Origin of the sequence: Glycomyces harbinensis (assembly GCF_900101745.1) — a bacterium.
Classification (GTDB): domain Bacteria; phylum Actinomycetota; class Actinomycetes; order Mycobacteriales; family Micromonosporaceae; genus Glycomyces; species Glycomyces harbinensis.
The window spans coordinates 1-14401 of record NZ_FNAD01000004.1 but is presented as its reverse complement, the minus strand read 5'-3'; the positions used below and the strand labels follow the sequence as shown (position 1 = coordinate 14401).

Here is a 14401-nt window from a genome sequence, read left to right as displayed (position 1 = left end):
GCCGGGCATCGCGGGGACCGATTTCGTCGGACCCGGACGCTATGGTTTCTCCATGCGCAGAGATCGACACGGACGGGGGATGCGGGGTCCGCTCGCACCCAGCGCCCTGCCGCTGCGGCGCACGGCCGTGGAGGAGTTCGACGCGCTGGTGATGGACTCGGTGGTGGTGCTCGAACGGCGCCTGACCGAGGCCCTGGGCTCGAAGTTCACCGATCTGCGGCATATCGAGTTCGCCGTCGACGAGGTCCCGCCGGACTCGCAGGACTACGACGCCGACATCGTCGAGGACCGCGGGGTGCCGCTGTCGAAGCTGTACCCGGCGCAGCCGGGCACGGTCGCGGCCGCGCCGCGGATCGTGCTCTACCGCAGGCCGATCGAGCTGCGGGCCGAGTCGAAGGGCGAGGCCGAGTCGCTGGTGCGCTCGGTCCTGGCCGAGCAGCTCGCGTCGCTGCTCAACCTCCCGCCCGACGATCTGGAGTTCTGAAGCCTCCGGGTACGGCGGAAGGGCGGGACGTCGCTGTCCCGCCCCCTCGCCGTCGTGGTTCGCTCGTAGGGTCGTTCTCTTATGCGGCGACCGGAACGCGCTCGTGCACCGCGGGTTCCTCGACGGGCGTCTCCTCCGGCGCGCCCAGGTGCGCGCCGACGAGTTCGTCCATCAGCCCGAGCCGGCCCTGCCCTTCGGCGACCAGTACCGGTTCGGCGTGGCGCAGCTGCTGCGCGAACGCCAGTTCCGCGGCCACCGCGGGGTTGATCATCGGGGTCGGCAGGCACACCACCACGGGCAGGCGCTCGGTGCGCCGTCGTGCCGCTTCGCGCGCCTGGCGCTTGATCTTGCGGCGCTCGCGCTCGGAGAGCCCGCCCCAGATCCCGAACCGCTCGTCGTGGTCGAGCGCGTAATTCAGACAGTTCTCTTTGACCTCGCACCGCGCGCAGATGCGTTTCGCATCGCGCGTGGAACCCCCTTTTTCGGGGAAGAACGCCTCCGGATCGGTCTGCGCGCACAATGCGCGAGCCTGCCACTCCGGAACGTTACCCAGCAGGTCGGCCAAGTAGTCACGGCCGTCCATATACGTCCGCCTCCTCGTTCGCGCACCGGTCGAACCGGTGCTCCCCCCTTGCAATCACTTGCGCGGCATCGGTATGCGGACTGGGCGCGAACGCGTTCCCTCCCCTGAAACGCGTACGGCCCTGCTGCGGGCCACATAGTGGTCCGCTTGTTTCTCAGTCCTGCATGTCTGTGCTTCTCTAGAAGCTCCGGTGCCCGCGGGCGGCCTGTAGATGGGGCCGCACCGCCTTGCTCATCTCTATGGACGATGAGACTTCATCGCTGATTCGATAACGGTTCGATGTCAGACGATAGCGCACAGTGATCTGGTTGATGGAAGGACCCCTCAGACTCACGCTTGTGGGGGACTGGTCTTGACAGGACTGTCTAGTCTTCGTCGTGGCCCTCTGGAGTGGAGGATCGCTCGCGAGTCCTTTGCCAACGGGCGAAGACCAGGCCGATGCCGGCCAATGTCAGCCACACCGCGTCGAGCAGCAGTCGTTCCACCGCCGCGCGGGTGTCGATGAAGACCTGTCCTTCCTCAGCCAGCTGCCTGGCATCGTCGAATCCGTACCGAGCCGCCGACAACGCCAGCAGCACTCCGATAACGAGGTAGGCGACGTAGAGGAGACGGGTAAGGCGGCCGATCACCCGTCCGGGTCGCGTGTCGGGGGCCAGGAACGCCGCCAGCGCCGGCAGGACGACGGGGACGACGGAGAAGAGGGTGTCGCGCGCGGTGTCGGTGAAGCCGATCCCGGCGGCGCGCCGGAGCGTGTCGTCGCGCGGGTCGAGGCCGACCCCGAAGAGCCACTGGGAGAGGGCGACGGCGATGAACACCGCGGCGCCGGCCAGCAGGACGACGGCGACGGTGGTGCGGTGGCGCGAGGCGAGCTGCATGGGCGCCATTACACCAGATCGGTTCGCTTCGCCTGCTTCAGTTCCTCGACCAGGGCCTTGACCTCCTGGGCGCGGTCCCTGGGGCAGACCAGGAGCGCGTCGGGGGTGTCGACGATGATCATGTCGTCGACGCCGATGGCGGCCACGAGGCGGCCTCCGGCGGGGACGACCACGTTGCGCTTCGACTCGGTCAGCAGCGCCTCGCCCGAGCCGTGCGGCTCGACCACGACGTTGCCGACCTTGTCGGCGGCCTTGAGGACCTGGCCGAGGGTGTCGTAGTCGCCCACGTCGTGCCAGTCGAAGTCGCCGGGGACCACGCCGACCTTGCCCGCGGCGGCGGCCGGCTCCATGACGGCGTAGTCGATCGAGATCTTCTCCAGCGTCGGCCACAGCTGCGAGAACAGGGCCTCGCGGCCGGTGGAGTCCCAGGCGGCGGCGAGGGTGCGGACGGCGTCGTGGAGGGCGGGGCGGTGGCGGGCCAGCTCGGCGAGGAAGACGTCGACGCGCCAGACGAACATGCCGGCGTTCCACAGGTAGTTCCCGGCCGAGACGTACTCGACGGCCGAGACCTGGTCGGGCTTCTCGACGAAGGCCTCCAGCTGGTACCCGGGGCCGACCGGCGCACCGAGGCGCAGGTAGCCCAGGCCGGTGTCGGGGCCGGTCGGGTTGATGCCGATGGTCATGAGCAGGCCGGTCTCGGCCAGTTCCATGGCGCGCTCGACGGTCTTGGCGAAGGCCTCGCCGTCCCGCACCAGGTGGTCGGCGGCGAAGGAGCCCATGACGGCGTCCGGTTCGCGCTCGGCGATGACGGCCGCGGCCAGGCTGATCGCGGCCGCGGAGTCCCTCGGCGAGGGCTCGACGAGGATGTTGTCGCCGGGGACCTCGGGAAGCTGGCGGGCCACGTCGACGGCATGGGCCGCACCGGTGACGACGTACACGCGGTCGGGGTCGGACAGGAGCCGGACCCGTTCCACGGTCGATTGCAGCAGCGACGAGTCCGTGCCGGTCAACGGCAGCAGGAACTTGGGTCGTTGCGCGCGAGACAGGGGCCAGAGCCGGGTTCCGGAACCGCCTGCGGGGACCACCGCGTGAAGCATGCCAATAGTCTTGCACGCCGCTCCCACGTGCTCGTTCACCCCTTGGGCCGGGCGGGCGGCGTGACGCGGCCGTTGCCGCCGCGTGAAGAATGCACCAATTCCGGCGGGTCCGCACCGGGAGACACCGGTTGCCGACGGGAGTCCGCGGGGGACTCACGTCGGATCGGTCTGGAGCCGCTGTCCTAGACTCACCGCTGTTCCGCCCGTTCCCTTTGTTCATCGCAACCCATAGGAGTCTCTTCGTGGCCTACCCGCCCGCCCCGGCGCCCGCCCCCTACCCCGCCGCCCCTGTCAAGCAGGGCAACGGCTTCGGCGTGACCGCACTCGTGCTCGGTCTCGTCGGCCTCATTGTCTTCTCCTGGATCCCCGGGATCAACCTCTTCACCGCGATCCCGCTCGCCGTTCTCGCGATCATCTTCGGCATCGTCGCGCTGGCCAAGGCCGGCAGCCGCGGCGGCAAGGGCAAGGGCACGGGTGGAACCGGCCTGATCACGGGTCTGCTCGCGGTGATCGTCGCGATCGCCGTGAACGTCTGGATCGTCAACTTCTTCGAAGAAGAGGGCGACCAGATCATGCAGGACACCGTCGAGGAGTGTGCCGCGGACGGACTCATGACCGAGGAAGAGTGCCAGCAGATCTGGGACGACGCCGAGGACGACGTCTACGGCGGATAGCCGTATCGAACACCTGGGGCCGCGGCGATGCCGCGGCCCTTCTTCGTTGCGGCAGAACGGTTCCGGCGCTGCCGTCCAGGTCCGGCGGCCCCGTCCGGGATGCCATGATCCGTGAGGGCCTGACAGCGGCGGCGGCGATGGCATACACTCGCCGCAGTTCTGCCCGGACCGAAATCGAACATTGGAGTACTCCGTGTCCTACCCGCCCGCACCGGCTCCCGCCCCCGAACCCGTGCCCGTCAAGCAGGGCAACGGCTTCGCCGTCACCGCCCTCGTGCTCGGCCTCATCGGCCTCATCATCTTCTCCTGGATCCCCGGGATCAACCTCTTCACCGGGATCCCGCTCGGCCTGCTCGCCATCGTCTTCGGCATCATCGCGGCCGTCAAGGCCGGCAGCCGCGGCGGCAAGGGCAAGGGCATGGGGATCACCGGCGTGATCCTCGGCGTCCTGACGATCGTCGCCTCGATCGCCGTCTACTTCGTCCTCCTCGGCATCGTCGAGGACCAGTGCGCCGACCCCGACTCGGCGATCTACGGCACCCAGGAATGCGCCGACATCGAGAACATGTGACGCAGTGAGAAAAAGGGCCGCGGCGGATGCCGCGGCCCTTTCTCGTTGCGCTAGAACAGCCTCGGCTGGCTCTCGTCCACCGCGCCGCGCAGGTCGTCGTAGTCGAGGACGACGCAGCGGATGCCGCGGTCCTCGGCCAGGACGCGGGCCTGCGGCTTGATGGTCTGGGCCGCGAAGACGCCGTCGACCGGCGCGAGCAGCGGGTCGCGGTTGAGTAGCTCCAGGTACCGGGTCAGCTGCTCGACGCCGTCGATGCCGCCCTGGCGCTTGATCTCCACGGCGACGTTCTTGCCGTCGGCGTTGCGGCACATCAGGTCCACCGGGCCGATCGCCGTCGGGTACTCGCGGCGCACGAGGCTCCAGCCCTTGCCCAGAGGCGCGGGGTCGGCCGCGAGCAGCTCCTGGAGGTGCGCCTCGACCCCGTCCTTCTGAAGCCCGGGGTCCACGCCCAGCTCATGGCTGGAGTCGTGGAAGACCTCCTCGATGGTGATCTTGAGCTGGTCGCCGGACTTCTTGGAGGTGACGGTCCACTCCGTGGCACCCTCGACGACCGTGCACGGCGGCGTCATCCAGTTCAACGGCTTGTACGACCCGCCGTCGGCGTGCACCAGCACGCTCCCGTCCGCCTTCCATATGAGCAGGCGGGTAGCCATGGGCAGATGGGCGGAGAGCCGCCCCGTGTAATCGACCTGGCACCGTGCCACCAACAAACGCATGCCGAGCACCCTACCGCCGCCCCGGCACCGGGCCCCCGCGTGCTCGTGCCGCTGAGAGGTGCGGCCGGCCGGTATAGCTCATCGGGCGCTCGAGCGCAATCCCGTGGGCCCTCGCAACGGCACGGGGGCGCAGCGCAATGCGTTGTGGCCACGCCGTTCATAGCCTTGGAGGCGACCTCCCGCCTCAGCCACTTAGGAGCCTGTCGTGACCACCGCGGCTCAGCACGCACCCGGCCCTCCCGGCCTCCGTCCTCCAACGCCCATGCCGCGCGCCGAGCGCTCGCTCGCGCCCGACATCGCCCGCGGCGCGATGCTGCTGTTCATCGCCGTCGCCAACGTCGGCGGATACCTGTACGGCCGCTCGGTCGACGCCTACGGTCACCTCGCGGACGCCGGCACCGCCGACCACGTCGCGCTGTTCCTGGAGCAGCTGTTCATGGCCGAGCGCTCGCGCCCCATGTTCGCGATCCTCTACGGCTTCGGCATCGCCGTCATGGCCTCGCGCATGTTCGACCGCGGGCTCGGCGCCAAGGCCGTGCGCAAGGTCCTGCGCCGCCGGTCGCTGTGGCTGCTGGCCTTCGGGATGCTCCACGCCACGCTGCTGTTCCTCGGCGACATCCTCGCCGCGTACGGCGCCGCCGGCCTCGTCGCGCTCGGCCTCGTCCACCTCTCCGACAAGGCGCTGCGCCGCTGGCTGTGGGCCTCCTCGGCCTTCTTCGTCCTCGTCACGATCCCCGCCATGATCTTCTTCATGACCCAGGTCGGCGGCCCGCCCTCCCCGGACATGGCGCCCTACCTCGAGCAGATCATCGGCGGCTTCGTCGGCGGATCGGTCAACGCGGCGGCGACGATCGTCCTCTCGATGTACCTCCCGATGCTCGTCATCGGCATGATGATGCAGCGCGCCGGATGGTTCGACCACGCCGAACGCCACCTCGCCCGCCTGCGCCGAGTGTTCCTCTCGGGCATGGCCGTCAACCTCGCCAGCGCACTCCCGGTCGCCCTCATCGCACTCGGCGCCTGGCACCCGAGCGGCCCGGTCCACCAGGTCGCGCTCGGCGTGACGCTGCTCGGCGGCGTGTACGCCGGCCTCGGCTACATCTGCGGCTTCGCGCTGCTGGCCCACCGCTGGCGCTCGCGCGGCCGACGCGGCCTGCCGGGCGCGCTCGCCGCCGTCGGCGAGCGCTCGCTGACGAGCTACCTGACGCAGTCGATCATCATGGCGTCGCTGCTGTCGCCCTGGGGCTTCGCCCTCGGCGAGGACCTGGGCTACCTGGGCGCCTACGGCGTGGCCGTCGGCACGTGGGCGGTGACCGTGGTCCTGGCCGTGCTCATGGCGAGGGCCGGCAAACGCGGCCCGTTCGAAGTGCTGCTGCGCCGGCTCACCTACGGGCGCGAGCGGTAGTGAACGCGGCGCCCGGACTTCGGTCCGGGCGCCGCCGCGGTCAGTCCATGTTGTGGCCGCCGTTGACGGTGAGGCGCTGGCCGGTGATGAACGCGGCGTCCTCCGAGGCGAGGTAGGCGACCGCGGCCGCGACGTCCGAGGGGACGCCGATGCGCCCCAGCGGCAGGTCGGTCAGGTAGCCCACCAGGTCCGCGTCGGTCAGCTCGCCGTGGCGCTCCACCGGGATCCAGCCGGGCGCGACCAGGTTCACGGTGATCCCGTCCGGCCCGAACTCGCGGGCCCACACGCGGGTCAGGCCCCATTGCGCGCCTTTGGCGGCCGTGTACGCCGACATGCCGGCGAGCGAGCGTTCGAAGACGTCCGAGCCGATCTGGATCACCCGGCCCCCGCGCGCCGCGCGCATGTCGGGCAGGGCGGCCTGGACCAGCAGGGTGGGGCTCTTGACGAAGAACTCCAGCTGGTCGAGGTGGTCGCGCCAGGTCACCTCGTCGGCGGGCATCGTAGGCTGCGGGCCGGTGGCGTTCGCCACGACCACGGTCACGGGGCCGAGCGCGCCGCGGACGGTCGCGAACAGCTCCGGCACGGCCTCCTCGTCGGTGACGTCGGCCCTGAAGGCCTCGGCGGTGCCGCCCGCCTCGCGGATCTCGGCCACGACCTGCTCGGCGCCGGCCTTGCTGGACGCGTAGTTCACGGCCACGGCGAGGCCGTCGGCGGCGAGGCGCTTGGCGATGGCGGCCCCCAGGCCGCGGGAGGCGCCGGTGACCAGTGCGGTTCTCATGGGATTCCTCGGGTGTCGTAGGCGGTTCCTATGCTCTTCCCGTGAACCTAACTGACTCCTCACCGATCGCCGAAGACCGCGTCGACTTTCCCGACGCCTGGCGGGCGTACACCCTCGCCTGGCGCTCACGCGGGAATCCGCGTCCTGTCGACATCGACCCTGAAGCCCCCCAGCGGCTCGCGGCGCTCTTTCGCGACTCCCGCGAGTCGATCGAGGCGCCCATCAAGGCGCTGGCCGATCCCGCCTACGAGCCGGTGATCCGCGACGGGATCGCCGGGAAGGCCGATCCGACCGGTGCCGCCGTCGCCCTTGTACTGCTGACCCGCGTGCGGTCCGAGGCGAGCGCGGAGCTCGTGCGCATCGGCTTGGACGCCTGGGTCACCGCGCACGGCCCCGCCTTCGCGGCCGAGGCCGTCATGGAGATGCTGGGCCTCGCCGTCTACTGGAACGAAGGCTGGTCGGGCCGGGACCCGTTCTCGCGCATCAGCGACATCACGGTCTCGTCGGCGCTCCGTTTCAACGACTTCATCGGGAGGGCCGCCCGGGTGCGTTCGCTGCTGGCGGGCCTGCCCGAGGCCGAGTACGTCGTGGCCCGCGACGCGATCGCATCGCGGCGCACCACCGAAGCGAAGCGCTTCATCGGCGCGATCCTCATGCCCGAGCAGGAGGAGTGGGCCGCGGATGCCTGCGAGCTCGCCGCCGCCACCCAATGGAACACGACGGATGGCGAGAACATCTGGGCCGTCGTCTCGAACCCGGCGCTCCTCGCCAAGAGCGGTGCGATCCGGCTGCCGGGCGGCCGCGGCGAACTCAAGGACGTCGCCCGGGTGGTGGACGCCCTCGGCGTCGACGCCCTGCCGGTCCTGGTGAACACCCTTGAGCACGACCCGAACGCGGACCTCCGCCGGGCCGTCTTCGACGCGATCGGGCGCCTGCCCTCGGACGAGGCCCTGTCGTACCTCGTCGCTCGGTTGACCGTCCCTTCCGCGTTCGCCGCCGCCCGTGAAGCCGCGCAGCGGTTCCCGACGCGGGGCCTGCGCGCCGTCGCAGCGGCCGCCGCCTCGGCCGCCGCCGCCGAGCAGGCCCGCCTGGCCGGGTTCGTCCGGGCGAACGGCCTGCTGGACCGGGTCGACGCGCTCGACGCGGCCGAGCGCGAACACCTGGACGCACTCCTGGCCGCGGCCCGGCGCCACCCCGAGGCCGCCGAGGTCCCGGCGGTGTTCACGACGCCGCCGTGGCTCCCGTTCGCCAAGGCCGCCAAGCAGAAGCCCGTGGTGGGCCTCGAGCCGCCGAAGACCGACGAGCTCCGCTGGGCACCGGGGGAGCAGGAGGAGTGGGTCGTTCCCACCGACGGCGACCATTACTGGACCAGACCCGGCGTGTGGGACCGCCTCATGCCGGACGGGCCCGACCCGGACCATTACCTCTTCCCCGAGTACCTGGTCCGCGCCGACGAGGACGTGGCCCGCCCGGTGGTGGCGAAGTGGATCGGCACGATCCCCACGGGCCGGGTCGGCACGGCCCGTTCGCTGCTGGCCCGGTTCGGCCCGGAGGTCGCTCCGGGAGTGCTCGAGGTCATCAGGAAGAAGCCCTCGTTCCGGCCGGTCATGATGCCGTTCGTGAATCTCGACGCCGCCCGCATGGCCGCCGACTGGCTCTCGCGGTCGAAGGGGGACCGCGCCCTCGGCAGGGCCTGGCTCGACCGGCACGCCGCCGACGCCGCGTCGCTGCTCATTCCCGACGCGGTCGGCAAGGACGCCAAGCGCCGCCACGCGGCCGCCGACGCCCTCAGGCATCTCGCTTCCAAGAACAGGTCCGATGTGGAGGAACGGGCCGCCGCGTACGGTCCCGAGGCCGCTGCGGCCGTCGCCGGGCTGCTGGACGCCGACCCGCTCGACCCCCGGGTCGCGCGCGTCCCCAAGCCGGGCGCCTGGGCCGACCCGACGCTGCTCCCGCAGATCCTGGTCGGAGAGGCCGCGCTGCCCGAGGCCGCGGTCCGCACCTTCATGACCGCGCTCGCGCTCGACGACGCCGAGCGCCTCTACCCCGGCGCCGACCTCCTTGCGGCCGAGTGCGAACCCGAGTCGCTCACCGCGTTCTCCTGGGGCCTGTTCGAGCTGTGGCTCGCCGAGGGCGCGCCCTCGAAGGACGCCTGGGCGATGGACCAGCTGCGGCGCTTCGCCGACGACGACACGGTGCGGCGCCTGACCGCGCTCGTGCAGGAGTGGCCGGGCCAGAGCCAGAGCCGCAAGGCCGTGCGGGGCTTGGAGATCCTCGGCTGGATCGGCACCGAGGCGTCCCTGCGCGCCGTCCACCGGTTCTCGCAGAAGGCGAAGTTCAAGGCGCTCAAGAAGACCGCGACCGAGCAGATCGAGGTCATCGCCGAGCGGCTGGAACTGAGCCTCGACCAGCTCGCCGACCGCCTCGTGCCCGACTTCGGCCTGGACGCCGAGGACGCCATGGTCCTCGAGTACGGCCCGCGCCGGTTCACGATCCGCTTCGACGAGAGCCTCAAGCCGTACGTGCTCGACGAGGACGGCAAGCGCCGCGCCGCGGCGCCCAAGCCCAGCGCGAAGGACGACCCCGAGATCGCCCAGGCCTCGTACGAGCGGTTCGCGCTGCTGCGCAAGGACCTCAAGGCCACCTCGGCCGACCAGGTCAAGCGCCTCGAAGCCGCCATGGTCGCCGGCCGCACGTGGACCGCCGCCGAGTTCCGCACCTACCTCGTGGAGCATCCGCTGGTGTGGCACCTCTCCAGCCGCCTGGTGTGGCAGGCCGCGACTGCCGAAGGCGTGCAGTCGTTCCGCCTCGCCGAGGACCGCACGCTCGCGGACGCCGAGGACGAGCCGTTCGAGCTGCCCGAGGACGCGGCGGTGCGCATCGCCCACCCGCTCACCCTGGGGTCCGAAGTGGAGGACTGGGCCACGGTCCTGGCCGACTACGAGATCCTCCAGCCGTTCGACCAGCTCGCGCGCCCGGTGTACACGCTGAGCGAGGAGGAGCGCGCGACCGGGCGCCTCACCAGGTTCGAGCACGGCACGGTCGGCGCGGGGCCGATCGTCGGCCTGCTCAAGCGCGGCTGGAAGTACGGGAGCCCGCCGGGCGCGAACGCGTACGGCGACGTCTTCCTGGAGTTCCCCGACGGCGGGTTCCTGTCGCTGCACCCTTCGCCCGGCGTCTACCCCGGCTACGACCCGGGCGGCGACCAGACCCTGGAGATCGCGATCGCGCTGCCCGAGGGCGGCGTGGACCCGGTTGTGCTCTCGGAGTCGATCAACGTCGTGGCGAGGCTCACCCGCACGGCCTGAGGCGAGGCCCGGCGGGAATGTCGCACCCGCCGGGCACCATTGCAGACCGGGGGCCCAACCCCGAGGCCCCGAGGAGCTTGCGTGGTGCCCGGCGGAAGCCGAATGTCCTGCGGAGGCCGACCGCCCCGCGCCTCAGATCCGCGCGTCGGGCACCAGGGTCTCCAGTTCCTCCCACAGCGACTCGGGGATCTGGACCTCGAGGAGGTCGAGCGTCTGCCCGACGCGCTCGGGGCGCGAGACGCCGACCACGGTGGAGTCGACCAGCGGCGAGCGCACCGAGAACTGGAGGGCCGCCGCGATGAGCGGCACGCCCGCCCGCTTGCAGGCCTCGGCCATGGCGAACGCGGCGTCTGCGAAGGCGTCGTCGCGCTCGTCGTAGCAGTACTTCGGCTGCTGCTCGGGGCCCTTGGCGAGCATCCCGCCGCCGTAGGGCGCGGCGTTGAGGACGCCGAGGCCCGCGGCGCGGGCGCGCTCGAACAGGCCCTGGGCCTCGCGGTTGAGCAGCGTGAAGCGGTTGTGGTTGAGCACCACGTCGAACTCGCCGGTGTCCAGGTAGCGCTGCGAGACCTCGACCGAGCCCGAGGCGACGGCGAGGTGGTCGGCGATGCCGGCGTCGCGGATCGCCACGAGCGCTTCGAGGGCCCCGCCGGGCGCGAAGCCGTCCTGCTCCATGAACTCGGGGTCGTGCAGCGCGAGGATCGGCAGGTGCTCGATGCCCAGGCGGTCCAGGCTCTCCTCGACCGAGGCGCGCACGCGGGCCCCGGAGTAGTCGCGCGTCTCCGGATCGGGGTCCACTTTGGTCTGGAGGATGAAGTCGTCGGGCAGGCCGCCGTTCTCGCGGATCGCCATGCCCACGCGCCGCTCGGCGATGCCGTCCTCGCCGTAGCCGTTCGAGGTGTCCAGGAAGTTGATCCCGCTGTCGAAGACCGACCGGATGGTGGCCACGGCCCTCGCGTCGGTGACTTCGTAGCCGTAGAGGCTCCCCATGTTCGCCAGCGGGCTGGTGCCGATGCACAGCGGGCTGACTTCGATGCCGGTCTTGCCGAGCGTGTTGCGCTGCATGATCATCCGTTCGTTCAGAGAAGTGGGCCCGAAGCGGCGTCGAGTCGGGCGGGGTCCAGGGCGTGCTCGATGACCATGACGCCCGCGCCGATCGCGCCGCTGCTCTCGCCCGTGCGGGCGGCGGCGATGCGCAGGTGCCTGGTCGCCAGCGGGAGCGAGCGCTGGTAGATGACTTCGCGCACGCCCGCGATGAGGTGGTCGCCGGCGAGGGCGAGCGAGCCGCCGATGACGATGATGGACGGGTTGAAGAAGTTCACGGCCCCGGCGAGGACTTCGCCGATGTCCCTGCCGGCCTGGCGGACCAGGCGCAGCGCCGGGACCGATCCCGAGCGGGCGAGTTCGACCACGTCGAGCGAGCCTCCCGCCGGGATGCCCCTGCCGGTGAGCTTCGCGGCGATGGCCGCGCCGGAGGCGACCGCTTCGAGGCAGCCGGTGTTGCCGCAGCGGCAGTGGGTGTCGCCGGCGCCGGCGACCTGGATGTGCCCCATGTCCCCGGCCGCGCCCTGCGCTCCCCTGTAGACCTGGCCGGAGGCGATGATGCCGCAGCCGATGCCGGTGGCGGCCTTGATGAAGAGCAGGTGCTCGTATTCGGGCCAGGCGGTGAAGTGCTCGCCGAGGGCCATGATGTTCACGTCGTTGTCCACCAGGACGGGCACCGGGAGCCGCTCGCTCACGTAGTCGGGGACGTCGAAGCCGTCCCAGCCGGGCATGATCGGCGGGTTGACGGCCCGGCCGGTGGAGTGCTCGACGGGCCCGGGCAGGCCGATGCCGATGCCGATGAGGTCGGCGAGGGGCCGGTCGACCTCGTCGAGGAGCTTTCGGCCGTGCTCGACGGTCCAGTCCAGGACCGCCTTGGGGCCCAAGGCGATGTCGAGGTCGGCGTTGACGGCGGCGAGGACGTTCCCGGCGAGGTCGCAGGCCGCCAGGCGCGCGTGCGTGGCGCCGAGGTCGGCGCCGATGACGATGCGCGCGGCCGGGTTGAACGCGAACGTGGCGGGGGGCCGCCCGCCGGTGGAGGCGGTCTCGCCGCTGGGGGCGATGAGCCCGGCGGCCAGGAGCGCGTCGATGCGGGCGGTGACGGTGGAGCGGGCGAGGCCGGTGATCGCGGAGAGCTCGGAACGGGTGCGCGGCACGCCGTCGCGGAGCCGTTGCAGCAGCGTCCCGGCGCCGGTCGCGGCCGCGGCGACCGGTTTGCGCCTCGCCTCAGGATCATCCGTCACGCCAACTAGTGAAGCACATCAGTTTTGTTGACTCGGTGACATAACTGTTTCATAACACGAACAACTTTTGCTTGTGCTCCGACATAAGTCTGTCATACCGTCGTCATATGGCTTACGTCACGGACACTCGGTCGACGACCTATCGGGCCGCGATCATCGGCACCGGCTTCATGGGGCGGGTGCACTCCCACGCCATCGCCGTCGCCGGAGGATCGGTCGCGGGGATCGTCGGCTCGTCGCCCGAGCGGGCCCGCGCCGCCGCCGCCTCGCTGCGGGCCGAAGCGGTCTACGAGGACGTCGAGGCGGTCATCGAGGCCGCCGACGTCGTCCACGTCTGCGTCCCCAACCATCTGCACGCCCCGATCGCCTTGGCCGCCATCGCCGCCGGGAAGCACGTCGTCTGCGAGAAGCCCCTCGCGACCGACGTCGACGCCGCCCGCGCGATGACCGAGGCCGCGCTCGACGCGGGCGTGGTCGCCGCGGTCCCCTTCGTCTACCGCTTCCACCCGATGGTCCGCGAGGCCCGCGCCCGCGTCGCCGCCGGGAAGCTCGGCCGACTCACCCTCGCGCACGGCTCCTACCTCCAGGACTGGCTGCTGCACCCCGGCGACGACAACTGGCGCGTCGACGCGGACAAGGGCGGGGCGCTGCGGGCCTTCGGCGACATCGGCTCCCACTGGTGCGACCTCCTCGAGTTCGTCACCGGCGACCGCATCACCGCCGTCTCCGCGCAGCTGTCGACGGCGAACCGCCGCCGCTCCGGCCGCGAAGTATCCACTGAGGACATCGTGACGCTCCAGTTCGCCACGGGCGGCGGCATGATCGGCTCCACCGTCATCAGCCAGGTCTCGGCCGGGCGCAAGAACCGGCTCCTGCTGGAGATCTCCGGGTCCGAGGCCTCGGTGGCCTTCGACCAGGAGCGATCCGAGACGCTGTGGGTCGGCGGCCGGGCCCAGAACGCCGAGCTCATGCGCGACCCCGAGACGCTGACCCCCGAGGCCGCCCGCTACGTCACGCTCCCCGGCGGCCACGCCCAGGGCTACCAGGACTGCTTCAACGGGTTCGTCGCCGACACCCGCGCCGCCATCGCGGGGGAGGCCCCCGACGGCCTGCCGGTCTTCGCCGACGGCCTCCGCGCGGCCCGCATCGCCGAGGCCGTCGCCGCGTCGGCGCACAGCCGCACCTGGGTGGAGGTCCCGCGATGACCGAGACGCCACTGCTGTCCATGCGCGGCATCGGGAAGTCGTTCCTCGGCGTCTCCGTGCTGTCCGACGTGGACCTCACCATTGAGCAGGGAGAGGTCCACGCCCTGGTGGGGGAGAACGGCGCCGGCAAGTCCACCTTGATGAAGATCCTCGCGGGCGTCCACAGCGCCGACGCCGGCACCGTCGAGCTGAACGGCCGCGCCGTCTCCTTCACCCACCCGCTCCAGGCCCAGAACGCCGGGGTCGCCTCGGTCTTCCAGGAGTTCAACCTCCTGCCCGAGCTCACCGTGGCCGAGAACGTCCACCTCGGACGCGAGCCGCGCCGCCGCGGCCTCATCGACCGCCGGGCCATGACCGCGCAGACCGCCGAGACCCTCGCCGACCTCGGCGTCGAGGACCTGTCCCCGACCGCCAAGGTCGGCT

13 protein-coding genes and 1 pseudogene are annotated in these 14401 nt (G+C 71.3%); 7 read left to right on the top strand and 7 right to left on the bottom strand.

Going from position 1 to position 14401, the window contains the following annotated elements:
• The first annotated feature begins 52 nt into the window (after nucleotides 1-52).
• Nucleotides 53-484: a metallopeptidase family protein gene (locus tag BLQ63_RS08335; RefSeq protein ID WP_091031686.1), complete on the top strand. Its 432-nt coding sequence runs from the start codon at nucleotides 53-55 to the stop codon at nucleotides 482-484.
• A 331-nt stretch (nucleotides 485-815) separates the two neighbouring features.
• On the opposite strand, the pseudogene BLQ63_RS29810 reads toward BLQ63_RS08335, so the two are convergent.
• The 3 genes and pseudogenes from BLQ63_RS29810 to BLQ63_RS08320 form a co-directional block, all read right to left on the bottom strand.
• A pseudogene (locus tag BLQ63_RS29810) lies at nucleotides 816-1067 on the bottom strand (WhiB family transcriptional regulator); the annotation flags it as partial.
• A gap of 365 nt (nucleotides 1068-1432) precedes the next feature.
• Entirely contained in the window at nucleotides 1433-1942 is a 510-nt protein-coding gene (locus tag BLQ63_RS08325) for a hypothetical protein (RefSeq protein ID WP_143014813.1), read from the bottom strand.
• An 8-nt stretch (nucleotides 1943-1950) separates the two neighbouring features.
• Nucleotides 1951-3039, bottom strand: coding sequence for a mannose-1-phosphate guanylyltransferase (locus tag BLQ63_RS08320; protein WP_091031680.1), 1089 nt, complete (start codon nucleotides 3037-3039; stop codon nucleotides 1951-1953).
• 242 nt (nucleotides 3040-3281) lie between these two features.
• Here BLQ63_RS08320 and BLQ63_RS08315 point away from each other — a divergent pair, with 242 nt between their 5' ends.
• Together BLQ63_RS08315 and BLQ63_RS08310 are read left to right on the top strand one after the other, a co-directional pair.
• Nucleotides 3282-3713, top strand: a complete 432-nt coding sequence (locus BLQ63_RS08315; protein WP_091031677.1) for a hypothetical protein — start codon at nucleotides 3282-3284, stop codon at nucleotides 3711-3713.
• A 193-nt stretch (nucleotides 3714-3906) separates the two neighbouring features.
• Entirely contained in the window at nucleotides 3907-4284 is a 378-nt protein-coding gene (locus BLQ63_RS08310) for a DUF4190 domain-containing protein (RefSeq protein WP_143014812.1), read from the top strand.
• A 50-nt stretch (nucleotides 4285-4334) separates the two neighbouring features.
• On the opposite strand, the gene nucS is transcribed toward BLQ63_RS08310, so the two are convergent.
• Nucleotides 4335-5000 carry an endonuclease NucS gene (nucS, locus tag BLQ63_RS08305; protein WP_091032670.1) on the bottom strand — a complete coding sequence of 222 codons (666 nt, stop codon included), beginning with the start codon at nucleotides 4998-5000 and terminating at the stop codon, nucleotides 4335-4337.
• Between the two features lie 205 nt (nucleotides 5001-5205).
• Here nucS and BLQ63_RS08300 point away from each other — a divergent pair, with 205 nt between their 5' ends.
• Complete coding sequence (locus BLQ63_RS08300; RefSeq protein WP_143014811.1) at nucleotides 5206-6405, top strand: DUF418 domain-containing protein; 1200 nt, start codon at nucleotides 5206-5208, stop codon at nucleotides 6403-6405.
• A gap of 40 nt (nucleotides 6406-6445) precedes the next feature.
• Here the strand turns inward: BLQ63_RS08300 and BLQ63_RS08295 are convergent, their stop codons facing one another.
• Nucleotides 6446-7183, bottom strand: coding sequence for an SDR family oxidoreductase (locus tag BLQ63_RS08295; RefSeq protein WP_091031669.1), 738 nt, complete (start codon nucleotides 7181-7183; stop codon nucleotides 6446-6448).
• A 41-nt stretch (nucleotides 7184-7224) separates the two neighbouring features.
• Here BLQ63_RS08295 and BLQ63_RS08290 point away from each other — a divergent pair, with 41 nt between their 5' ends.
• Nucleotides 7225-10491: a DUF4132 domain-containing protein gene (locus BLQ63_RS08290; RefSeq protein ID WP_091031665.1), complete on the top strand. Its 3267-nt coding sequence runs from the start codon at nucleotides 7225-7227 to the stop codon at nucleotides 10489-10491.
• 132 nt (nucleotides 10492-10623) lie between these two features.
• Here BLQ63_RS08290 and BLQ63_RS08285 read toward each other — a convergent pair whose 3' ends face one another.
• Both BLQ63_RS08285 and BLQ63_RS08280 read right to left on the bottom strand, forming a co-directional pair.
• Entirely contained in the window at nucleotides 10624-11553 is a 930-nt protein-coding gene (locus tag BLQ63_RS08285) for an aldo/keto reductase (RefSeq protein ID WP_091032667.1), read from the bottom strand.
• 14 nt (nucleotides 11554-11567) lie between these two features.
• Nucleotides 11568-12773, bottom strand: a complete 1206-nt coding sequence (locus BLQ63_RS08280; RefSeq protein WP_091031662.1) for an ROK family transcriptional regulator — start codon at nucleotides 12771-12773, stop codon at nucleotides 11568-11570.
• 107 nt (nucleotides 12774-12880) lie between these two features.
• On the opposite strand from BLQ63_RS08280, the gene BLQ63_RS08275 reads away from it, so the two are divergent.
• Nucleotides 12881-13978, top strand: a complete 1098-nt coding sequence (locus BLQ63_RS08275) for a Gfo/Idh/MocA family protein (RefSeq protein ID WP_091031659.1) — start codon at nucleotides 12881-12883, stop codon at nucleotides 13976-13978.
• On the top strand, nucleotides 13975-14401 hold a 427-nt coding region (locus BLQ63_RS08270), incomplete at its 3' end, for an ATP-binding cassette domain-containing protein (RefSeq protein ID WP_143014810.1). The genes BLQ63_RS08275 and BLQ63_RS08270, both read left to right, overlap by 4 nt.

Bases quoted from the DNA above. Each gene is read 5' to 3' on its own strand.
- BLQ63_RS08275 (WP_091031659.1), top strand. From the start codon at position 12,881: ATGGCTTACGTCACGGACACTCGGTCGACGACCTATCGGGCCGCGATC.
- BLQ63_RS08320 (WP_091031680.1), bottom strand. From the start codon at position 3,039: ATGCTTCACGCGGTGGTCCCCGCAGGCGGTTCCGGAACCCGGCTCTGG.
- BLQ63_RS08325 (WP_143014813.1), bottom strand. From the start codon at position 1,942: ATGCAGCTCGCCTCGCGCCACCGCACCACCGTCGCCGTCGTCCTGCTG.
- BLQ63_RS08295 (WP_091031669.1), bottom strand. From the start codon at position 7,183: ATGAGAACCGCACTGGTCACCGGCGCCTCCCGCGGCCTGGGGGCCGCC.
- BLQ63_RS08335 (WP_091031686.1), top strand. From the start codon at position 53: ATGCGCAGAGATCGACACGGACGGGGGATGCGGGGTCCGCTCGCACCC.
- BLQ63_RS08285 (WP_091032667.1), bottom strand. From the start codon at position 11,553: ATGCAGCGCAACACGCTCGGCAAGACCGGCATCGAAGTCAGCCCGCTG.
- nucS (WP_091032670.1), bottom strand. From the start codon at position 5,000: ATGCGTTTGTTGGTGGCACGGTGCCAGGTCGATTACACGGGGCGGCTC.